This is a genomic window from Streptomyces alboflavus, assembly GCF_000716675.1.
Lineage (GTDB): Bacteria > Actinomycetota > Actinomycetes > Streptomycetales > Streptomycetaceae > Streptomyces > Streptomyces alboflavus.
In genome coordinates, this window is sequence record NZ_JNXT01000067.1 from 23,929 (window position 1) to 44,306 (window position 20,378).

The 20,378-nt window shown below is 71.4% G+C and carries 17 protein-coding genes and 1 pseudogene; 6 read left to right on the plus strand and 12 right to left on the minus strand.

The genetic code is table 11. The annotated features are described in order from the left end of the window. Nucleotides 1-13: 13 nt before the first annotated feature. The 5 genes and pseudogenes from OO63_RS35250 to OO63_RS35270 all read right to left on the minus strand — a co-directional run bounded on the left by OO63_RS35250 (nt 14) and on the right by OO63_RS35270 (nt 6,892). The gene (locus OO63_RS35250) at nt 14-1,459 is read right to left on the minus strand and encodes a catalase (protein ID WP_030358048.1); all 1,446 of its coding nucleotides are present in this window, start codon (nt 1,457-1,459) and stop codon (nt 14-16) included. A 151-nt stretch (nt 1,460-1,610) separates the two neighbouring features. Beyond that, nucleotides 1,611-3,705: pseudogene (locus OO63_RS41785) on the minus strand (SpoIIE family protein phosphatase). Between the two features lie 56 nt (nt 3,706-3,761). Continuing rightward, nucleotides 3,762-4,439, minus strand: a complete 678-nt coding sequence (locus OO63_RS35260; RefSeq protein WP_030358049.1) for a class I SAM-dependent methyltransferase — start codon at nt 4,437-4,439, stop codon at nt 3,762-3,764. Between the two features lie 116 nt (nt 4,440-4,555). Then, entirely contained in the window at nt 4,556-5,239 is a 684-nt protein-coding gene (gene fomD, locus OO63_RS35265; RefSeq protein WP_030358050.1) for a cytidylyl-2-hydroxypropylphosphonate hydrolase, read from the minus strand. 219 nt (nt 5,240-5,458) lie between these two features. After that, a complete protein-coding gene (locus OO63_RS35270) occupies nt 5,459-6,892 on the minus strand; it encodes a class II fumarate hydratase (RefSeq protein ID WP_051811482.1) in 1,434 nt (477 codons plus the stop codon). Between the two features lie 131 nt (nt 6,893-7,023). Here OO63_RS35270 and OO63_RS35275 point away from each other — a divergent pair, with 131 nt between their 5' ends. Continuing rightward, a complete protein-coding gene (locus OO63_RS35275; RefSeq protein WP_030358052.1) occupies nt 7,024-8,571 on the plus strand; it encodes a ricin-type beta-trefoil lectin domain protein in 1,548 nt (515 codons plus the stop codon). Between the two features lie 135 nt (nt 8,572-8,706). Here the strand turns inward: OO63_RS35275 and OO63_RS35280 are convergent, their stop codons facing one another. Beyond that, nucleotides 8,707-10,374, minus strand: coding sequence for a fumarate hydratase (locus OO63_RS35280; protein WP_033264758.1), 1,668 nt, complete (start codon nt 10,372-10,374; stop codon nt 8,707-8,709). Nucleotides 10,375-10,549: 175 nt separating this feature from the next. On the opposite strand from OO63_RS35280, the gene OO63_RS35285 reads away from it, so the two are divergent. Both OO63_RS35285 and OO63_RS35290 read left to right on the plus strand, forming a co-directional pair. Continuing rightward, complete coding sequence (locus tag OO63_RS35285) at nt 10,550-11,218, plus strand: DUF1707 SHOCT-like domain-containing protein (protein WP_030358054.1); 669 nt, start codon at nt 10,550-10,552, stop codon at nt 11,216-11,218. Between the two features lie 181 nt (nt 11,219-11,399). Beyond that, nucleotides 11,400-11,816 carry a WhiB family transcriptional regulator gene (locus OO63_RS35290; RefSeq protein ID WP_030358055.1) on the plus strand — a complete coding sequence of 139 codons (417 nt, stop codon included), beginning with the start codon at nt 11,400-11,402 and terminating at the stop codon, nt 11,814-11,816. Nucleotides 11,817-11,961: 145 nt separating this feature from the next. Here the strand turns inward: OO63_RS35290 and glpX are convergent, their stop codons facing one another. Continuing rightward, complete coding sequence (gene glpX / locus OO63_RS35295) at nt 11,962-12,996, minus strand: class II fructose-bisphosphatase (RefSeq protein WP_030358056.1); 1,035 nt, start codon at nt 12,994-12,996, stop codon at nt 11,962-11,964. A 204-nt stretch (nt 12,997-13,200) separates the two neighbouring features. Here glpX and OO63_RS35300 point away from each other — a divergent pair, with 204 nt between their 5' ends. Further along, complete coding sequence (locus OO63_RS35300) at nt 13,201-13,743, plus strand: DUF4245 domain-containing protein (RefSeq protein ID WP_030358057.1); 543 nt, start codon at nt 13,201-13,203, stop codon at nt 13,741-13,743. Between the two features lie 106 nt (nt 13,744-13,849). Here the strand turns inward: OO63_RS35300 and OO63_RS35305 are convergent, their stop codons facing one another. The 4 genes from OO63_RS35305 to OO63_RS35320 form a co-directional block, all read right to left on the minus strand. Then, the gene (locus OO63_RS35305; protein WP_030358058.1) at nt 13,850-14,440 is read right to left on the minus strand and encodes a malonic semialdehyde reductase; all 591 of its coding nucleotides are present in this window, start codon (nt 14,438-14,440) and stop codon (nt 13,850-13,852) included. A 205-nt stretch (nt 14,441-14,645) separates the two neighbouring features. Continuing rightward, the gene (locus tag OO63_RS35310; RefSeq protein WP_030358059.1) at nt 14,646-14,900 is read right to left on the minus strand and encodes an exodeoxyribonuclease VII small subunit; all 255 of its coding nucleotides are present in this window, start codon (nt 14,898-14,900) and stop codon (nt 14,646-14,648) included. A gap of 9 nt (nt 14,901-14,909) precedes the next feature. Continuing rightward, nucleotides 14,910-16,121, minus strand: coding sequence for an exodeoxyribonuclease VII large subunit (gene xseA / locus OO63_RS35315; RefSeq protein ID WP_030358060.1), 1,212 nt, complete (start codon nt 16,119-16,121; stop codon nt 14,910-14,912). Between the two features lie 31 nt (nt 16,122-16,152). Then, nucleotides 16,153-17,547: an APC family permease gene (locus OO63_RS35320; RefSeq protein ID WP_051811484.1), complete on the minus strand. Its 1,395-nt coding sequence runs from the start codon at nt 17,545-17,547 to the stop codon at nt 16,153-16,155. An 85-nt stretch (nt 17,548-17,632) separates the two neighbouring features. Here OO63_RS35320 and OO63_RS35325 point away from each other — a divergent pair, with 85 nt between their 5' ends. Both OO63_RS35325 and ppgK read left to right on the plus strand, forming a co-directional pair. After that, the gene (locus OO63_RS35325) at nt 17,633-18,628 is read left to right on the plus strand and encodes a 4-hydroxy-3-methylbut-2-enyl diphosphate reductase (RefSeq protein WP_078619562.1); all 996 of its coding nucleotides are present in this window, start codon (nt 17,633-17,635) and stop codon (nt 18,626-18,628) included. A gap of 75 nt (nt 18,629-18,703) precedes the next feature. Beyond that, complete coding sequence (gene ppgK, locus OO63_RS35330) at nt 18,704-19,456, plus strand: polyphosphate--glucose phosphotransferase (protein ID WP_030358063.1); 753 nt, start codon at nt 18,704-18,706, stop codon at nt 19,454-19,456. A 125-nt stretch (nt 19,457-19,581) separates the two neighbouring features. On the opposite strand, the gene OO63_RS35335 is transcribed toward ppgK, so the two are convergent. After that, a complete protein-coding gene (locus OO63_RS35335) occupies nt 19,582-20,106 on the minus strand; it encodes a DUF6542 domain-containing protein (RefSeq protein WP_380838604.1) in 525 nt (174 codons plus the stop codon). Nucleotides 20,107-20,378: the final 272 nt, after the last annotated feature.

Here is a 20,378-nt window from a genome sequence, read left to right on the forward strand (position 1 = left end):
CGGGCCGTCGTGCTCAGCCGCCGCCGTCGACCTTCGCCGCGACCCGGTCGCCCAGCCCCTTGTCCACGTTGCGCCAGTACGCGAGCGCCCGGTCGAGTACGGGCCGGGAGACGCCGTCGAGGAGGTGGCCGCTGATGTTCGACACGAGCCGTTCGCGCTGCGCGTCGTCGAGCACCTGCCGCACCTGCGTGCCCGCCTGACCGAAGTCGTCGTCCTCGCGGTGCGGCTTGTACGCCTCGCGCACCATCTCGCCCGCCGTCCGCCAGCCCGCCGGGTCCATGCCCTCCTGGACGGGGGCGGCGGGCCCGCCGTAGGAGTTGGGCGCGTACGGCCGGGCCACGTCGGCCGCCTCGTACCGCATCGGACCGTCCTTCGCGTACGAGTTGACGGCCGTGTGCGGGCGGTTCGGCGGCAGCTGGGCGTAGTTGGGGCCGATGCGGTAGCGGTGGGTGTCGGGGTACGAGAACAGCCGCCCGAGCAGCATCTTGTCCGGGGACGGGCCGATGCCGGGCACCATGCTGGAGGGCTCGAACGCGGCCTGCTCGATGTGGATGTGGAAGTCCTCGGGGTTCTTGTCGAGGCGCATCCGGCCGACCTCGATGAGCGGGTAGTCGCCGTGCGGCCACACCTTCGTCAGGTCGAACGGGTTGAAGCGGTAGTCCGGGGCGTCCTCGAACGGCATGATCTGCACCTTGAGCGTCCAGCTCGGGTGCTCGCCGCGCGCGATCGACTCGTACAGGTCCCGCCTGTGGGCGTCGCCGTCCGACCCGGCGAGTTCGTCGGCCTCGTCCTGGGTGAGGAAGTCGATGCCCTGGTCGGTCTTGAAGTGGTACTTCACCCAGAACTTCTCGCCGCCGCCGTTGATCCACATATACGTGTGCGAGGAGTAGCCGTTCATGTGGCGGTACGTCTTCGGGATGCCCCGGTCGCCCATCAGCCACGTCACCATGTGCGCGGACTCGGGGGACAGCGTCCAGAAGTCCCACTGCATGTCGTGGTCGCGCAGACCGCTGGCGGGGGTGCGCTTCTGGGAGCGGATGAAGTCCTGGAACTTGATCGGGTCCCGGACGAAGAAGATCGGCGTGTTGTTGCCGACCATGTCGTAGTTGCCCTGCTCGGTGTAGAACTTCAGGGCGAAACCGCGGGGGTCGCGCCAGGTGTCGGGCGAGCCCTGCTCACCGGCGACGGTCGAGAAGCGCGCCAGCATCTCGGTGCGCCTGCCCGGCTGGAACAGGTCGGCCTTGGTGAACTGGCTGACGTCATTGGTGACCTCGAAGGTCCCGTACGCCCCTGATCCCTTGGCGTGCACCACCCGTTCGGGGACCCGTTCCCGGTTGAACTGGGCCATCTTCTCGATGAGGTAGTGGTCCTGGAGCAGGATCGGTCCTTCGGACCCGACGGTCAGCGAGTGTTCGTCGCTCTCCACCGGGATCCCGGCGTTGTTCGTCGTGTATGTCATGAGCGTCCTCCCATCGGACGGAGCTCGGGCACACAGGCCAGTGAACTCCGCCGACTGGGTGTCGGCAACATTTGGACGGGATCCAATTTCAGCCCCGGTCCGGCAGGGGGTGGCCGGGCCCCCGGCCCCGAACGGGGCCGGGGCGACCCCGTCAGCCGTTCTGGTTCAGCTCGAACCAGACCACCTTTCCCGTGCTCAGGCGCGTGGCACCCCAGCGCCGCGCCAGCCTGTTGACCAGGTAGAGCCCGCGTCCGCCCTCGTCCGTCGCGCGGGCCTGGCGCAGCCGCGGGAGCTGCGGCACGTCGTCGCCGACCTCGCAGCGCAGCACGTCCGTGCGCAGGAGGCGCAGCGTGATCGGCCGCGTGGCGTACCGCACGGCGTTCGTGACGACCTCGCTGACGAGCAGCTCCACGGCGTCGTTCAGCTCGGTCAGGCCCCAGCGCCAGGGCGCTGCGGGCCAGCCTGCGGGCGCGCGACGGCGTGGCGTCCTCCGGTTCCAGGAACCAGTACGCCACGTCGCTCGGTGCGATCCCGTCGAAGCGGGCGGCGAGCAGCGCGATGTCGTCGTCGCGGTCGCCGGGGCCGAGCATGTCGAGGACCTCGTCGCACAGGGCCTCAAGGGGCGGCGGGTGGTCCGGGCCGGTGAGCTGGGCGGTCGCGGCGAGCCGTTCGCGCAGCTGCTCTATGCCGGTCCAGACGTCACGGAGGCGGGACTCGACCAGGCCGTCCGTGTAGAGCAGCAGCGTGGCGCCCGCGGGCGCGTCCAGCTCGACGGCCTCGAAGTCGACGCCGCCCACGCCGATGGGCGCGCCCGGCGGCACCCGCAGGACCTCCGCGCGGCCGCCCAGGTGCAGCAGGACGGGTGGCGGGTGGCCCGCGTTGGCGATGGTGATGCGGTGCGACACCGGGTCGTACACCGCGTACAGGCAGGTCGCCATGCGGTCGGAGCCGAGGCGCTGGGCCTGCTCGTCCAGGTGGTGCAGGACCTCCTGGGGCGGCAGGTCGAGGCCGGCGAGGGTCTGCGCGGTGGTGCGGAGCTGGCCCATGATCGCGGCGGACGTCATGGAGTGCCCCATGACGTCGCCGACGACCAGGGCGACGCGGCTGCCGGGCAGCGGGATCGCGTCGTACCAGTCGCCGCCGACGCGGGCGGTCTCGGCGGCCGGGAGGTAGCGCGAGGCCAGGCGCACGCCGGTGGCGCGCGGCAGGGTCTCGGGGAGCATCGTGCGCTGCAGCTCGTCGGCGATGTACGCCTCGCGGCCGTACAGGACGGCCTTGTCGATGCCGAGCGCGCTGTGCGTGGCGAGCTGGGCGGCGACCAGGAGGTCGTCGGCCTCGAACGGGTGCCGGTCGGGGCGGCGCAGGAAGACAGCGGCCCCGATGACCCGACGCCGCCCCCGCAGCGGCGCCAGGATCGCACGCTGTCCGCCGGGCACCGTGCGCCCCTCGCCGAGCAGCTCCGGCAGCGCGCCGAACGCCGTCGCGGCGTCCGCGAACACCGGCCGCACCCCGCGCAGGACCTCGGCGAGCGCGCTGCCCACCCGGACCTCGCACAGCTCCGCGGCCGACGACAGGTCGGACTGGACCTGGAGGGCGGGCAGCGTGCCGCCGTCGGTGTCCTGGTCCTCCGGGATGCGGTCGGTGCGGCGCAGCCGGAGAAGCAGCGGTCCCGCGGGGCGCTCGTCGCCCACCGGCAGCGGGTCGCGCAGATAGACGAGGATCGCGTCCGAGAACGTCGGCACCGTGGCCCGGCACAGGCCCATCACGATCTCGTCGAGGTCGATGCCGCGGGCGATGCGCCGGGTGGCGGCGCCCACGAACCGCAGCCGGTCCCCGTCACGCCGCATCGCCGCCGGACCCGGCGGCCGGGGGCGGCCCGAACGGCGCTCGGCGCCACCGGGGGCGCCCGGTACGTCACTCACGCCGGCGATGCCCGCCGGGCCCTCGGTGCCCGGCCTCGCGGCGTCGGGTCCTGGGTGCGGCTGGGTCGGCACGCCTTCGGGGGCCGGGCGCGGGCGGTGGCTGCCCGGGCCTTCCGTGGCGGGCGTGGACGACTGGGCGTGCTCGCTGCCCGTGCCCGTGCCCTGTTCACCCGTGCGCGCCTGCGCGGGCAGGGCGTTCACGCCCCCGGAGCCGAACGTGTCCGTCTCCGGGGCACGCAGCAGCGCCCCGCGGGGATCCGCGGGGGCGGTCGGCCGGGCAACTGGTGCCTTGCGGCCCTCGTAGGGGCTGAGGTGCTCCGTCACGCGTTTCGAATCCGTCCGTCCGGGGCTGCGCGCCGCGCGCGCCGTCCAAGCGTTGCTCAGCCGCGTCGGCAGTGCAGGAATAACTGGTGCTCGGGTGGTGAATCGATCCTCGCCGGTGCGTACGAGTACGACTCCTCGTGGGCGATGTCGAAGCCGGCGTCCCGCACGACGTGCCGCAGTTCGTCCCGCAGGTAACCGGATACCCGGATCGTGTGCCCCAGGAACGGAATTGCCGCGTCGTCAAGGTCGGCCTCGACCATGGACAGTGCCAGCAGACCGCCGGGCCTGAGCAGGGACCGCAGCAGTCGAAGAGCAGACGGTATCTCCTTCCGGGGCAGCATCAACAGCGCGAAGAAACAGGCAATTCCGTCGAACTGCCCCACAGCACCCGGCCCTTCACCCGAGGGGCGCAGATCCGCCAGATCCACCCGGCGGAACTCGGCCATCGGCGGCGGTACGTTCACCCGCGCCAGGTCCAGCATGCCCGCCGACAGGTCGACGCCGAGCACCGAGTGGCCCGCGTCGGCCAGCTGCCGGGCCGTCGGCAGGCCCGTGCCGCAGCCCACGTCCAGGATCCGGGAGCCCGCGGGGAGTTCCTCGGCGAGGCGGCGGCCGGCCGCGAGCTGGCCCGACTTGTGCGGGAACGCGACGTCGTAGGCCGAGCCGATGGCGTCGAACGCCTCGGCCTGGCCCGTGCGGTCGTGGCCGCCAGGCGCGTCGTATGCCTCGCTCACGTTCAGCCGCTCCTTGATGACATCCTGTCAGGCGCTCTGGGGGCACGAGGAGTTGTCGCTGTGCGCCCTTGCGGAGGACGATCCTACGTTTGAACCACGGGGGCGCATCAAGGGTCTCATGAGGACACGTGCGCGGGCGTACGGTCCCAGTCATGGGGGAGGGCGGGAATCCGCCACGACGGGTCCGGGCGCCAGCTCGGCCAGTCGTCCCCGAAAGGAGGGCCCCAGGCGCGGATGACGTCCACGGCCGCGTGACCCGCCTCGCGCACCGCCGCCGCCTTCCGCTCGCTCATCAGGCCCGCCCGCTGGGCCTGGGCGAACTCGTCCTCGTCGTGCCAGCGCCAAGTCCCGTCCGGGCGTACGGAGATGTCCAGGAAGTGGTCCTCGGAGTCCACCCCGCCGTGCCAGCGGGTCCTCGGCTCCTCCAGGTTCACGTACCAGTTCTTGAACCGCCAGCCCGGCTCCCAGAACAGCCACACCGACCACGGCTCGTCCGGCCGCGCCAGCTTCAGCACGCCCGTCCCGAACCAGTGGTCCCTGCGCGTCGTCCGCGGCTTCGTGTACCGCGTGGCCAACGGCTCCCGGTGCACCGGAGTCCCGTCTTCAAGCACCGGCTTCACGCACTCCGTGCCCGGTGCCATCCAGACGGCGAGGAGGTCCTCCTCGTCCCGCACGACGGTGACGGGCCGACAGATGTGGAACCCGTCACCGGCGTTCTCCCGGTACCGCCACAGAATCCGCGCCCCCGGCTCCCACCGCGCCGCCTTCGCCGCGCCCGTTCCACCACCGTCGTCTGTCATGAACAGATATTAGGCTTCCCCAACCCCGCCCCTTCCCGAAACCGGGGGCTGCCGCCCCCGGACCCCCGCTATCGGCGCTCCGTGCCTCGTCCTCAATCGCCGGACAGGCTGGATCATGTGCTGCTGTATTTCAGCCCCTCCGGCGTTTGAGGAGCGGGGGTCTGGGGGCGGAGCCCCCAGTTTCGGTGAAGGGGTGGGCCTGGGGCGCCCCGCGAAGGCCTACGGCCGCGTCATCCGCAAGACGTCCAGCGCCGCGTCCAACTGCTCAAGCGTCAGATCGCCCCGCTCGACGTACCCACCGTCGAGGACCACCTCACGAATGGTCCGGCGCTCCGCCAGCGCCCGCTTGGCCACCTTCGCCGCCTCCTCGTACCCGATGTACTTGTTGAGCGGCGTGACGACGGACGGCGACGACTCGGCGTACTCCAGGGCCCGCTCGCGGTGGGCGACGATGCCGTCGACCGTCCGGTCGGCGAGCAGCCGCGCCGCGTTGGCGAGCAGCCGCACCGACTCCAGGACGTTCTTGGCGATGACGGGCAGCATGACGTTGAGCTCGAAGTTCCCGGAGGCCCCGGCGACGGCGACGGTGGTGTCGTTGCCGGTGACCTGCGCGGCGACCATGAGGACGGCCTCGGGAATGACGGGGTTGACCTTGCCGGGCATGATCGAGGACCCGGGCTGGAGGTCGGGGAGGCTGATCTCGGCGAGCCCGGTCCGCGGCCCGGAGGCCATCCAGCGCAGGTCGTTGGAGATCTTGGTGAGGCCGACGGCGATGGTCCGCAGCTGCCCGGAGGTCTCCACGACCCCGTCGCGCGCCCCCTGCGCCTCGAAGTGATCCCGCGCCTCGGTCAGCGGAATCCCGGTGGCCCGGGCGACCTCGGCGATGACGGCGGCGGAGAACCCGGGCGGGGTGTTGATGCCGGTGCCCACGGCGGTCCCGCCGAGCGGCAGTTCGGCGAGCCGCGGCAGCGAGGCCCGCAGCCGCTCGACCCCGTACCGCACCTGCGCCGCGTACCCCCCGAACTCCTGCCCGAGGGTGACGGGCGTGGCGTCCATCAGATGCGTACGCCCGGACTTGACGACGTCGGCGAACTCCTCGGCCTTGCGTTCAAGAGCCGTCGCCAGGTGATCGAGGGCGGGGATCAGATCACCCGTCACGGCGGCGGTGGCCGCGATGTGGAGGGAGGAGGGGAAGACGTCGTTCGAGGACTGCGAGGCGTTGACGTGGTCGTTGGGGTGGACGTCCCGGCCGAGCCGCTCGGTGGCGAGGGTGGCGATGACCTCGTTGGTGTTCATGTTGGACGAGGTGCCGGAGCCGGTCTGGAAGACGTCGACGGGGAAGTGCGCGTCCCAGCGGCCTTCGGCGACCTCGCGGGCGGCGGACACGACGGCCCCGGCGATGTCCTTGTCGAGCACGCCGAGGTCGGCGTTGACCTTCGCGGCGGCCGCCTTGATCTCGGCGAGGGCCGCGATATGGGCGCGCTCCAGGCGCTGGCCGGAGATGGGGAAGTTCTCCACGGCGCGCTGGGTCTGGGCCCGCCACTTGGCGTCGGCCGGCACCCGCACCTCGCCCATGGAGTCGTGTTCGACGCGGTATCCGCCCTGGTCAACGCCGTTGTCTCGGCCCTGCTCGCCGCTGTCGCCGCCGCTCATGTCCGCTGGTCCTTCCGTGCTTCCGGGTACGCAACTGCCTCAAAAAGTTGAGCACTTGTCTTGTTCGGAGTATTCCCAAGCCCCCTACCCACCAGTAAAAACCGTGGGTAACACGAAACCGGGGAGGCGCAATGAAGCGCGTTCAACGCGTCGGAAGAGTCGGCGCGAGCCGACTGCGCGGCACACTCACGGCGGCGGCCGCCGTCACGGTCCTGATCGGCGGGGCCGCCACGGCCGTCCCGGCGCAGGCGGCGGACCCCAAGGGCCCCGCCCCCGCGGCGACGCCCCTGTCGCCGGAGCTCGAGAAGATCCGCGCCGCCGAGGCCACCAAGCTGTACGGCGACCCCGCCGAGCGCCCGCTCGCCGACCGCAAGACCGGCCTGATCTCCCTCGGCGACAGCGAGATCAGCGGCGAGGGCATCGGGACGTACGAGCCGGGCACCAACGGCCCCGACAACTGGTGCCACCGCTCGCCGGACGCCGCCATCCACCGCACCGGCATCCCCGCGGACGTCACGTACAACGTGGCCTGCTCGGGCGCGCAGACCGTCAACATCAGGATCGGCGGCCAGAAGCAGTACGCGGACGAGCTGGTGCAGAGCGACAACCTCGCCATCAAGGCCCGCAACACCCGGATCAAGACGATCCTGCTCGTCATCGGCGCCAACGACGACCTGCAGTTCGCACCCGTCATGACCGACTGCGTGACCCGCTACCTGACCCTCCAGGGCCCCTGCGCGCCCAAGTACAAGGACGGCTGGCAGGCCCGCGTCGACGCGCTCGTGCCCAAGGTCGAGCAGTCCGTGCGCGATCTGCGCACCGTCATGGACCAGGCGGGCTACGCGGGCGACGACTACAAGCTCGTCGTCATGGGCTACCCGAGCCCGATCGGCCCCGACTTCCGCGACAACCCGAAGTTCCCCGGCAAGCTGGCCTGCGGCGGCCTCGGGTACGACTCCGACACCGAGTGGGGCCGCAACGAGGCCGTGCCCGCCTTCGAGCGCGGCATGCGCAGGGCCGCGAAGAACTCCGGCGCGCTCTACCTCGACAACTCCCGGCTCTTCCACGGCCACGAGGTCTGCATGGAGGACACCTGGGCCCGCGGCCTGTACGTGGACCTGACCAACCCGTTCCCGCCGGACTCCAACTCGGTCCGCCAGTCCTTCCACCCCAACGCCCGCGGCCACGGCGCCTTCGCCTCCTGCCTCACCCAGCTCCACAACTCCGGCTGGCGCGAGGGCAGCTGCGCCGACCCGGCGTCCACGGGCGGCGCGAAGCTGTACGAGGGCGGCTGGGACGACAAGTTCGCGCCCCTCACCAACGAGGCCACGAAGACCTGCGTCGACGTGGACGCGTCGAGCAGCCGCAACGGCACCAAGGTCCAGGGCTGGGACTGCACCGGCAACCGCAACCAGACCTGGTGGTACGACTCCGGCCAACGCTCGCTGCACACCGGCCTGACCCAGGACCGCTGCCTGGACGTGCCCGACAGCTCGTACAAGGAAGGCACCGCCGTCACCCTCTGGAACTGCCACGGCGCCGCCAACCAGAAGTTCACCAAGCAGTCCGGGACCCTGCGCCCGACGGCGGACACGGCCCTGTGCTTGACCCTCGCGGGCCCGAAGGAGCCCCTGCGCCTCCAGAAGTGCACGGGCGCGGCGAACCAGAAGTTCGCGTAGGGAAATCCAGCCCGTCCGGCGTTTGAGGACGAGGCGCGAAGCGCCGAAAGGGGGGCAAGGGGGCGAAGCCCCCAGGTGAAGGGACGGGTAGGGGCGGCGGGGGCGAAAGAAATCCCCGCCGCCTCTTCGGGGCGCTTACGCCAGCCCAGGCCCCCGCACCGGAATCGACGTGAACGTCGGCTCCGGGGCCGGGTTCTGGAAGAAGTCGTTGCCCTTGTCGTCGACGACGACGAACGCCGGGAAGTCCTCGACCTCGATCTTCCAGACGGCCTCCATGCCGAGCTCCTCGTACTCGACGACCTCGACCTTCTTGATGCAGTCCTGCGCGAGCCGCGCGGCGGGCCCGCCGATCGAGCCCAGGTAGAAGCCGCCGTGCGCGTCACACGCGTCCGTGACCTGCTTCGAGCGGTTGCCCTTGGCGAGCATCACCTTGGAGCCGCCCGCCGCCTGGAACTGCTCCACGTAGGAGTCCATGCGCCCGGCGGTCGTCGGCCCGAAGGACCCGGAGGCGTACCCCTCGGGGGTCTTGGCCGGACCGGCGTAGTACACGGGGTGGTCCTTCAGGTACTGCGGCATCTCCTCGCCCGCGTCGAGCCGCTCCTTGATCTTGGCGTGCGCGATGTCGCGGGCGACGACGAGCGGCCCGGTGAGCGAGAGGCGGGTCTTCACCGGGTGCTTGGTCAGCTCGGCGAGGATGGCGTCCATGGGCTGGTTGAGGTCGATCTTGACGACGTCGCCGGACTCCTCCAGGTGCGAGTCCTCGGTGTCCGGCAGGAACCGCGCCGGGTCGGTCTCCAACTGCTCCAGGAAGACACCCTCGGCGGTGATCTTCGCGGTGGCCTGCCGGTCCGCCGAGCAGGACACGGCGATGGCGACGGGCAGCGAGGCGCCGTGCCGGGGCAGGCGCACCACGCGCACGTCGTGGCAGAAGTACTTGCCGCCGAACTGCGCGCCGATGCCGATCTTCTGCGTCAGCTCGAAGACCTTCTCCTCGAGATCCTTGTCCCGGAAGCCGTGGCCGGTCGCCGAGCCCTCGGAGGGCAGCTCGTCCAGGTAGTGCGCGGAGGCGTACTTCGCGGTCTTGAGCGCGAACTCGGCGCTGGTGCCGCCGACGACGATCGCCAGGTGGTACGGCGGGCACGCGGCCGTACCGAGCGAACGGATCTTCTCCTCCAGGAACTTCATCATGGAGGCCTCGTTCAGGACCGCCTTGGTCTCCTGGTAGAGGAACGACTTGTTGGCGGAGCCGCCGCCCTTGGCCATGAAGAGGAACTTGTAGGCGCCGCCGTCGGTCGCGTACAGCTCGATCTGCGCGGGGAGGTTGGAGCCGGTGTTCTTCTCCTCCCACATGGTGAGCGGAGCCATCTGCGAGTACCTGAGATTGAGCTTCGTGTACGCGTCGTAGATGCCGCGCGACAGGGCTTGTTCGTCGCCGCCCTCGGTGAGGACGTTCTGGCCGCGCTTGCCCATGACGATGGCCGTGCCGGTGTCCTGGCACATCGGGAGCACGCCCGCGGCGGCGATGTTCGCGTTCTTCAGCAGGTCCAGGGCGACGAACTTGTCGTTGCCCGAGGCCTCCGAGTCGTCCACGATGCGGCGCAGCTGCGCCAGGTGGGCCGGGCGCAGATAGTGCTGGATGTCGTGGATCGCCTCGGCGGCGAGCTTGCGCAGCGCCTCAGGCTCGACGTTGAGGAACGTGCGCCCGTCGGCCTCGAAGGTGGACACACCCTCGGAGGTCACCAGCCGGTACGGGGTGGTGTCCTCTCCCAGCGGGAGCAGATCGGAGTACGCAAACTCTGGCATGACGCCCAATTCCTCACTCGGCAGACAGCGGCGCGACCTCCATTGGTGGCGCCCGACCAGCGTAGAGCGCCCCGGCCGCGCCGGTCCGGTGAGGTAAGGCTCACTTGATGGCGTGCCCCTGTCCGCCCCTCGCGGGGGCTAGTCGCGATCTATCGCGTCTGGGTACGCTGACGGCGTGGACCTAGAGAAGCGTTCCCAGACCCCTGCCGCCAAGGCGCCCGCGCCGCTGCGCGCTTCGGACGCCGACCGAGACCGCGCCGCCGACATCCTCGCCGAGGCGCTCGCCACGGGCCGGATCGACCCGGAGGAGCACGGAGAGCGGATCGACGGGGTCTACCGCGCCAAGACCGTCGCCGAGCTCGAGCCCTTCGTCGAGGACCTGCCCGCCCCCGGCGACAAGGGCCCCTCGTTCGGGAAGGCGCCCGACCGGCCCACGCCCGGCGAGGTCCCCGAGACCGCCGACGAGACCCTGCACGCGGTCTTCGGTGACGCCGTCCGCAAGGGCCGCTGGCGCGTCGGCCGCCGCACGCACGCGTACGCCGTGTTCAGCGACGTCGTGATCGACCTCAGTGAGGCCGAGTTCGAGCACCGTCAGGTCCTGATCAAGGGATTCGCGCTGTTCGGGGACGTGAAGGTGCGCGTCCCCGAGAACATCTCGCTGCGCGGCCGCGGCACGGGCGTCTTCGGCACCGTCGAAGTGGACACCCTGGACGCCGAGGAGAAGGACGCGCCGGTCGTCTTCGTCGAGGGATTCGCCGTCTTCGGCGACATCAAGGCCCGCCCCAAGCGCGGAAAGCTCATCCGTGACCTGCGCGGATATCTGCGCAAGCGTCTTGAGGGCTGAGCCCGCCGCCCGCCGCCGCGGCGCACGGGCGACCGCTCGACGACGACACGTTCCGGCCACCCGCGCCGTCCGGCAGGAACCGGAGCTTCCGTACACCGGAACACAGTGCATAGGCCCGCACACAGCGGGTAGAGCTTCGGGCATCGTCTCTCGCTCGCGAAGCCGTCGTCAGGAGTAGACCGTGCTGCAACCGACGCATCAGTCCCTGCAGGTCGCCGTACCGGCGGAGGGGGCCTCCCCGGCACGAGCGCAGTCGGGCGCTTGGGGAAGGGTGCCAGCGCGCGAGCGGGACCAGGACAACCCATGGCACTCCGACGCCGTGTGCCGCCGGGACGAGGCCGGACTGTTCTTCGCCCCGTCCAAGGAGCCCACCGCGGCCCGGCTCTCCCGCGAGGAGGCGGCGAAGCGCGTCTGCGCCCGCTGTCCGGTGATGGTCGAGTGCCGCGAGCACGCCCTGCTCCAGCCCGAGCCGTACGGCGTCTGGGGTGGCCTGACCGCCGCCGAGCGCCGCGTGGTCCTGGCCCGGCGCCGTCGGCGCGACCTGGAGCTCCAGAAGGCCACCCGCACCGCCGCGGGCACCATCGCCGCCGCGGGCTGAGCCCACCGCGAACTCCGGGCCCACCGAGAACTCCGGACCCACCGAGAACTCCGGCGCGCACGAGGCCTCGTCCGCGTGCGACGACGGGGGCGCTCCCCGCACGGAGCGCCCCCGTCGTCGTACGCCGCCCGGCCGCGGCCCGCCGCTACTTGGCGCGGTCGAAGTCGATGGCGCTGTACGCGCGCAGCTTCGAGAGCCGGTGGTCGGATTCGATCTTCCGGATGGTGCCGGACTTGGAGCGCATCACGAGCGAGGACGTCGAGGCGTTCTCGGCGCGGTAGCGCACGCCCTGGAGCAGCTCGCCGTCGGTGATGCCGGTCGCGACGAAGAACACGTTGTCGCCGCTGACCAGGTCGTTCGTGGAGAGCGTGCGGTCCAGGTCGTGCCCGGCGTCGATCGCGCGCTGCTTCTCCGCCTCGTCCTTGGGCCACAGCTTGCCCTGGATGACGCCGCCCAGACACTTGATCGCGCAGGCGCTGATGATGCCCTCGGGGGTGCCGCCGACGCCCATGAGCAGGTCGACGCCGGTGCCCTCGCGGACGGCCATGACCGAACCGGCCACGTCGCCGTCCGAGATGAACTTGATGCGGGCGCCGGTCTCGCGGATCTCCTTGACGATGCCCTCGTGCCGGGGCCGGTCCAGGATCATCACGGTGACGTCCTCGGGCGAGGACTTCTTGGCCTTGGCGACGCGGCGGATGTTGACCGCGGCGGGCGCGTTGATGTCCACGTAGTCGGCGGCCTCGGGGCCCGTGACCAGCTTGTCCATGTAGAACACGGCGGACGGGTCGAACATGGTGCCGCGGTCGGCGGCGGCGAGGACGGCGATGGCGTTCGGCATGCCCTTGGCGGTCAGGGTGGTGCCGTCGATCGGGTCGACGGCGATGTCGACCTCGGCGCCGGTGCCGTCGCCGATGCGCTCGCCGTTGAAGAGCATCGGGGCCTCGTCCTTCTCGCCCTCCCCGATGACGACGACGCCGTTCATCGAGACGGTGTGGACGAGGGTCCGCATGGCCCTGACGGCGGCACCGTCCGCGCCGATCTTGTCGCCGCGGCCGACCCAGCGGCCCGCGGCCATGGCGGCGGCTTCGGTGACCCGGACGAGCTCCAGGGCGAGGTTGCGGTCGGGAGCCTCCGGGGAGACCACGAGTTCGGACGGCAGCGAATGATGCTCGGTCATCGAGGCGCACCTTTCTGATACGGAACAAAAACTGCGCCCGGAGGGCGTCCCTGCAAGGGCGGGGGCGGGAGACGGGCGGGCGGCCGGATGAGGGATATGCCTTGACTCTATCCGCAGGTCGAAAGAATGAGCAGAGGGCCCTACACGTGAGCGCGGGTGGGGGTGCGGCTTCGTGTGCCATGGGGACCTGCGACGATTGGGGGCGTGGCAGGCAGAAATGGCAAGCAGACCGTGCGGAACATGCTGCTCTCGATGGCCGTCATCGGCATCGTGGTCGCAGTGATCTACGTCTTCATCCCGCACGACGAAACCGAGAAACCGGTCAAGCGGGTCGACTACCGCGTCGAGCTCCTGACCGCCAGGCGGGCCGCGCCCTATCCGGTGGCGGCGCCCCAGGGCCTCCCCAAGTCGTGGAAGCCGACCTCGGTGCGGTACAACGGCGCCGACCACGACAGCTGGCACCTGGGCTTCCTCGACCCGGCCGGGGAGTACGTGACGGTCAAGCAGTCCACGGGCAAGCCGTCCGAGTTCATCGAGACGGCCACGCAGGAGGCCCGCAAGACCGAGCGGACCCAGGAGATCGCGGGCAAGACCTGGCACCGCTACCAGGGCTCCCGCTACGACGCGCTCGTCCTCCAGGACAAGGGCGCCACGACGGTGGTCGCGGGCACGGCCTCGTTCCGTCAGCTGACGGCGATGGCGGAGTCCCTGGAGATGAAGCGGACGCCGGTCGAGACCAGCGTGTAGCGGTTCGTGCCACGAAATAGCGGCAGCGGTACGACGAGAGGCCCCCGGCAACCGCCGGGGGCCTCTCGTCGTACCGCTGTGTCCTGCCGTGTCCTGCTGCCGGGCCTCAGACGGTCGTGATGACGTCCTCGTACTCCAGGCGCGGGGAGCGCGGGAACCAGGCGTCGTCGCCCGGCTTGCCGATGTTGATGACCATCAGCGGGGTGTGGTCGTCGTCCAGGAACTCCTTCTGCACGCCCGCGAAGTCGAAGCCGGTCATCGGTCCGGCGGCCAGGCCCGCGGCGCGGATGCCGACGATGAAGTACGCGGCCTGCAGCGCGGCGTTCAGGCCCGCGGCCTGCTCACGGACGGGGCGCTCGGCGAAGAAGGCGTCCTTGGCCTGCGGGAAGTGCGGGAACAGGGCCGGGAGCTCCTCGTGGAACTCGTTGTCCGCGGACAGGATCGCGACGAGCGGCGCCGTGGCGGTCTTCGGGCGGTTGCCCTCGGCCATGTGCTGCACCAGGCGCTCGCGCGCCTCGGGGGAGCGGACCAGGGTCACCCGCAGGGGCGACTGGTTGAACGCGGTGGGGCCGTACTTGACCAGGTCGTAGATGGCCTGGACCTGCTCCTCGGTGACGGGCTCGTCGGTGAAGGTGTTCGCGGTGCGGGCCTCGCGGAACAGCAGGTCCTGGGCGGCGGGGTCAAGAACGAGGGACATCTTTACAACCTTCTCGATGCGTGGCTGAGGGCTCCGGCGGGGTGCTCGGGCACTTGGGGGGTGCCCGGTGCCTGCCGGTGACATCGACAGTACGACAGCGAGGTTCAATGTTCAACTAAAAGTGGGGTGTGGTGATCCGCTTCACAGCGGCGAGGGGCGCCAGGTGTCCCGGGCGCCCCTCGCGTGACCTGCCTGACCTGCGTGTCTACGCGCCCTCGGCGTCCGGGTCGCCCTCGGTGCCCTCGCCGTCCGGGGCCGCGAGCGCCGCGTCGAGGCGGGCGCGGGCGCCGTCCAGCCAGCGGCGGCACGCGGCGGCCAGCTCCTCGCCGCGCTCCCACAGGGCGAGCGACTCCTCCAGGCTCGTGCCCCCGGCCTCCAGGCGGCGCACCACCTCGATCAGCTCGTCCCGCGCCTGCTCGTACCCGAGCGCCGTGGCCTCGGTGTCCGTCTTGCTGGTCATGCGCCCACCCTAGATGTCGACTCGTACCGTGAATTCGCCGTCGGCGACCCGGGCCCGCAGCTCCTCTCCGGACGCCACCTCGTCCGCCGCGCGGACCACCGCGCCGCCCTGCTTCTTCTGCAGCACCGCGTACCCCCGCTGGAGGGTGGCGGCGGGGGAGAGGGCCACCACGCGCGCGTGGGTGTGGGTCAGCTCCGACTCCGCGCGGTCCAGGAGGTGGCCGAGGGTGCGGCGCGCCCGGTCCACGTACGCCGTGATCTGCTCCTCGCGGTCCTCGACCATGCGGTGCGGGTGCTCCATGCAGGGGCGGGCCAGGGCGTGCGCGAGGCCGCGCTCCTCGCGGTCCAGGAACGCCTCGACGCCGCGGCGCGCGCGGTCCCGCAGGAACGCCACGCGCTCGTACTCCTCGCCGACGTCCGGCACGACCCGCTTCGCCGCGTCCGTGGGGGTCGAGGCGCGCAGGTCGGCCACGTAGTCCAGGAGGGGGGTGTCGGGTTCGTGGCCGATCGCGGAGACCACGGGCGTACGGCACGAGGCGACCGTGCGCACCAGCTGCTCGTCGGAGAACGGCAGCAGGTCCTCCACGCTGCCGCCGCCGCGCGCGACGACGATCACGTCGACCTCGTCGAGCGCGTCCAGCTCCTTCACCGCCTGCACCACCTGGGGGACGGCGTGCACGCCCTGCACCGGGACGTTGCGCACCTCGAAGCGGACGGCCGGCCAGCGGTGCCGGGCGTTCTCCAGGACGTCCCGCTCGGCGGCCGAGGCGCGGCCGCAGACCAGGCCGATGAGCTGCGGCAGGAACGGCAGCGGCTTCTTGCGGTCCGGGGCGAACAGGCCCTCGGCGGCGAGGGACTTCTTCAGCTGCTCCAGGCGGGCGAGCAGCTCCCCGACGCCGACCGGCTTGATCTCCGCCGCCCGCAGGGACAGCTGGCCCCGTGGTGCGTACCACTCCGGCTTGGCGTGCACCACGACGCGGGCGCCCTCCGAGATCACGTCCGCCACGGCGTCGAACACCTGGCGGTAGCACGTGACGCTCACGGAGATGTCGTGCGAGGGGTCGCGCAGCGTCAGGAACACCACGCCCGCCCCCGGGCGCCGCGACAGCTGCGTGATCTGCCCCTCGACCCAGATCGCCCCGAGCCGGTCGATCCAGCCCCCGATGAGCCGGGACACCTCCCCGACGGGAAGCGGCGCGTCAGCAGACGTATTGAGACCCATGAAGCGAGCGTATCGGCCCCCACTGACACCCTTACGGAGCCCGGGGCGCCCCCCGGACTCCCTGGGCGACCAGCACCACGAGCCCCACTCCCAGCCAGATCGCCCCCACCACCTGCGCCGACCCCGACGCCTCCACGATGACGGCGACGACGATCGCGGCGCCGAGCACCGGCACGAGGATGTGCCGCCACCAGCTCACCGGGCCACCCCGCCGCCGTACCGCGAACCAGCCCACCACGCTCGCGTGCAGCAGGAAGAAGGCCGTCAGCGCCCCGATGTCGACCACCGACACCAGGTGGTCCATGCCGTCGTCCCGGCGGGACGCCCACACGGCGGCCACGAGCGTGACGGCGGCGGCGCACAGCAGCGCGATCCGCGGCGTGCCCGACTCGGTCCGTGAGAGCAGCCGCGGCAGCCTCCGCTCCCGCGCCATCGCGAACAGCAGCCGCCCCGCCGCCGCCTGCCCGGCGAGCGCCGCGAACGCCGCCCCGATCGCCTTGCTGACGGCCACCAGGTCGTGCAGCCAGTCCCCGACGGCCGCGTCCACGGAGGAGTAGAACGCGGACCCCTGGTCACCGGGGTTGGCGGCGAGGTCGGCCGACGAGACCGGGGACAGCAGCGCCACCAGATACGTCTGCAGGACGAACAGCACACCCGTGAGCGCCAGACAGAACAGCACCGCCCGCGCCACCTTCGCCGAGCCCCCGGTGACCTCCTCCGCGAACGAGGCGATCGCGTCGAACCCGAGGTAGGAAAGGACGGCCACGGACACGGCCCCGACCACCGCCGACAGCGCGAACGCCCCCTGCGTCCCGTCACCCGTCAGCGGCGAGAGCCACCCCCGCTCCGCCCCGTCCCGCGCGAGCACCACGACGGCCGACACCACGAACACCAGCAGGACCACGATCTCCAGCGCGAGCACCGCGAACCCGACCCGCGCCGCGGGCCGCACGCCCCACAGGTTCAGGGCCGTCGTCAGGAGCACCGCGATCGTCGTCCACACCCACTGGGACACCGAAGGCACCAGCTCGTGCATGGCGATCCCGGAGAAGAGATACGCGACCGCAGGGATGAGCAGATAGTCCAGCATCGCCATCCAGCCCGCGATGAACCCGGGGCCGTTGCCGAGCCCCACGCGCGCGTAGGCGAACACGGAACCCGCCAGGGGGACGACCTTCACCATCTGGGCGTAGCTGAAGGCGGTGAACGCCATGGCGATCGTCGCGATGACGTACACCAGTGCCACCGCGCCGTGCGACTTCGCGTCGAGCGTCCCGAAGACGCCCACCGGGGCCATCGGGGCGATGAACAGCAGGCCGTAGACGACGAGGTCCCGGAAGCCGAGGCTCCGTCTCAGGCCCCCGCCGTTCTTCGGGGCACCTTCCCCGTCGGGCGGCAGGGGCGCGTTCGTCGTGTGGGCGGACATCGGGCCTCCGGGTCTCCGCTGGTCACGCAGTGGCTCCCAGTCTCCCCACTGAGGCGATCTTTGACCTGTCGTACGCGGCCTTACGATGGTCCGTATGACTGCAACGCCTGGCTCCCGCCGTGTCCTGCTCGCCGCTCCCCGTGGCTACTGCGCGGGTGTGGACCGTGCCGTGATCGCCGTCGAGAAGGCCCTGGAGCAGTACGGGGCCCCGATCTATGTCCGCCACGAGATCGTCCACAACAAGTACGTCGTGCAGACCCTGGAGAAGAAGGGCGCCATCTTCGTCGACCAGGTGGAGGAGGTGCCGGAGGGCTCCATCGTGATGTTCTCCGCCCACGGCGTGGCCCCGACCGTCCACACGGAGGCCGCCGAGCGCAAGCTCGCCACGATCGACGCGACCTGCCCCCTGGTCACCAAGGTCCACAAGGAAGCGGTGCGGTTCGCCAAGGAGGACTTCGACATCCTCCTGATCGGCCACGAGGGCCACGAGGAGGTCATCGGCACGTCCGGCGAGGCCCCCGACCACATCACGCTCGTCGACGGCCCCGAGGACGTCGCGAACGTCGAGGTCCGCGACCCCGACAAGGTCGTCTGGCTCTCCCAGACCACGCTCTCCGTGGACGAGACGATGGAGACGGTCGACGCCCTGAAGGGCAAGTTCCCGAACCTCCTCTCGCCGCCCAGCGACGACATCTGCTACGCCACGCAGAACCGCCAGACCGCGGTGAAGAAGCTCGCCGAGGACGCCGAGCTCGTCATCGTCGTCGGCTCCAAGAACTCCTCGAACTCCATCCGCATGGTCGAGGTCGCCCTGGAGGCCGGCGTGCCCGCCTCGCACCTGGTGGACAACGCCGGGGAGATCGACGAGGCCTGGCTCGACGGCGTCACCACGGTCGGCCTGACCTCGGGCGCGTCCGTCCCCGACGTCCTGGTGGACGGCGTCCTGGAGTGGCTGGCCGAGCGCGGGTACGCGGACGTGGAGACGGTGAAGACGGCCGACGAGTCGATCACGTTCTCGCTGCCCAAGGAGCTGCGCCGGGACCTGCGCGCCGAGGCGGCGGAGCTGTCCGCGAAGCAGTAGCCCGCGCGGCGGAGGGTCTGGCCGACTGGTCCAACCGGGGCGTGACTGTCAGTCCGGCGTCGTAACGTGGAGTCCATGCAGATCTTCGGTGTGGACATCGGCGGATCCGGGATCAAGGGCGCGCCCGTCGACCTGGACCGCGGGGACCTGGCCCAGGACCGGCACAAGGTGCTGACGCCGCACCCGGCCACGCCCGAGGGCGTGGTCGAGGGCGTGCGCGAGGTCGTCGAGCACTTCGGCTGGACCGGACCGATCGGCGCCACGTTCCCGGGCGTGATCATGGACGGCACGGCGCGCACGGCGGCGAACGTCGACAAGAGCTGGATCGGCACGGACATCCGGGGCCTGATCTCCGAGCGCGTCGGCGGCGCCCGGGTGACCGTCCTGAACGACGCGGACGCGGCGGGCGTCGCCGAGATGCACTTCGGCGCGGGCCGCGGCCGCACCGGCACGGTCATCACGCTCACCCTCGGCACGGGCATCGGCAGCGCCGTCTTCACCGGCGGCCACCTCGTGCCGAACAGTGAACTGGGCCACCTGGAGCTGCACGGCCACGACGCGGAGAAGAAGGCCTCCTCCAAGGCCCGCGAGGACGAGGACCTGACCTGGGAGCACTGGGCGCACCGCGTCCAGAAGTATCTGGCGCACGTCGAGATGCTGTTCTCGCCCGAGCTGTTCATCATCGGCGGCGGCGTGAGCCGCAAGGCCCACAAGTTCCTGCCCCTGATCAAGGGCATCGAGGCCGAGGTCGTCCCGGCGGAGCTGCAGAACAACGCGGGCATCGTGGGCGCGGCGATGGCGGCGCGGGCGGCGGAGCAAGGGGCGTAGCCCGCGGGGCCCGGGAGCCGGCGGCGCACCGTTGTGTGGGGCAGCCACCGCGGGGCCGCACCACCGCGTGACTCGGCGCCGACCCCCTCCCTGCCCCTCCCTGCCCCTCCCTGCCCCTCGCCCGGCTAGGAGGCGGGCACGCGCCGCTGCGCCGGGCCGCCCGGCGGCCGCAGCTGCCCGCCCCGCCGCTGCTGTTCCTTCCACTGCCGCTGCTGGCGCCGCCGGTTCATGAGCTTGATCTTGCGCACGGTGACGATGACACCGGCGACCAGCGTCCCGCCGTACAGCCAGCCCGCGTGCAGCGCGAGCGACGTCAGCAGCCCCATGAACTGACCGCCGAAGCCGTCGGTGCCACCGGAGATCGGCAGCACCCCGGCCGCGAACGCGATCGGCACCGCGACGGGCGCGGTGACCAGGTCGGCGGGCCGCACCCAGAGCGCGGTGAGGGCGCTCACGGGCAGGAACAGCACGCCGTACGCGACCAGCGAGCCGCCGAAGAGCAGCCGCAGCAGACACGCGAGCACGAACATCACGGCCGCGGCGAAGAGCCCGCTGCCGAGCCCGGTCAGCCGCGGATTGGGCATCCGGCGCAGCCGCCGGTACAGCGGCATCCGGCTGACCTTGCGGTACAGCGGGGTTCTGCGCAGCACGCGGACGAGCGGCGACGCGGGCCTGCGGGGGCCCGGCGGGGTACGGGGAACGGGGGGCTCCGCGGGGCTGCCTTGTTCGGGCAGCGGCGCGGTGCGGCGCGGCCTTGCGCCCGGGGGACGGGTCCTGTGTTGCTCCACCGGTCCAACCTAGGTCGGCCCGGGTGGTCATACCGTATTGGGACACGCGTTTTGGCCGACCTTGGCGATGCGTTCGACAGGGCGGCGGTACGGGGCGGGGGTGCGGGGGCCGCGGGGCGGGGGGCGACGGCGCG

What these genes read in the sequence shown, in the direction of transcription:
- OO63_RS35250 (WP_030358048.1), bottom strand. Translation starts at nt 1,459, where the DNA reads ATGACATACACGACGAACAACGCCGGGATCCCGGTGGAGAGCGACGAA.
- fomD (WP_030358050.1), bottom strand. Translation starts at nt 5,239, where the DNA reads ATGACAGACGACGGTGGTGGAACGGGCGCGGCGAAGGCGGCGCGGTGG.
- OO63_RS35270 (WP_051811482.1), bottom strand. Translation starts at nt 6,892, where the DNA reads ATGAGCGGCGGCGACAGCGGCGAGCAGGGCCGAGACAACGGCGTTGAC.
- OO63_RS35275 (WP_030358052.1), top strand. Translation starts at nt 7,024, where the DNA reads ATGAAGCGCGTTCAACGCGTCGGAAGAGTCGGCGCGAGCCGACTGCGC.
- OO63_RS35280 (WP_033264758.1), bottom strand. Translation starts at nt 10,374, where the DNA reads ATGCCAGAGTTTGCGTACTCCGATCTGCTCCCGCTGGGAGAGGACACC.
- glpX (WP_030358056.1), bottom strand. Translation starts at nt 12,996, where the DNA reads ATGACCGAGCATCATTCGCTGCCGTCCGAACTCGTGGTCTCCCCGGAG.
- OO63_RS35305 (WP_030358058.1), bottom strand. Translation starts at nt 14,440, where the DNA reads ATGTCCCTCGTTCTTGACCCCGCCGCCCAGGACCTGCTGTTCCGCGAG.
- OO63_RS35310 (WP_030358059.1), bottom strand. Translation starts at nt 14,900, where the DNA reads ATGACCAGCAAGACGGACACCGAGGCCACGGCGCTCGGGTACGAGCAG.
- xseA (WP_030358060.1), bottom strand. Translation starts at nt 16,121, where the DNA reads ATGGGTCTCAATACGTCTGCTGACGCGCCGCTTCCCGTCGGGGAGGTG.
- OO63_RS35320 (WP_051811484.1), bottom strand. Translation starts at nt 17,547, where the DNA reads ATGTCCGCCCACACGACGAACGCGCCCCTGCCGCCCGACGGGGAAGGT.
- OO63_RS35325 (WP_078619562.1), top strand. Translation starts at nt 17,633, where the DNA reads ATGGTCCGTATGACTGCAACGCCTGGCTCCCGCCGTGTCCTGCTCGCC.
- ppgK (WP_030358063.1), top strand. Translation starts at nt 18,704, where the DNA reads ATGCAGATCTTCGGTGTGGACATCGGCGGATCCGGGATCAAGGGCGCG.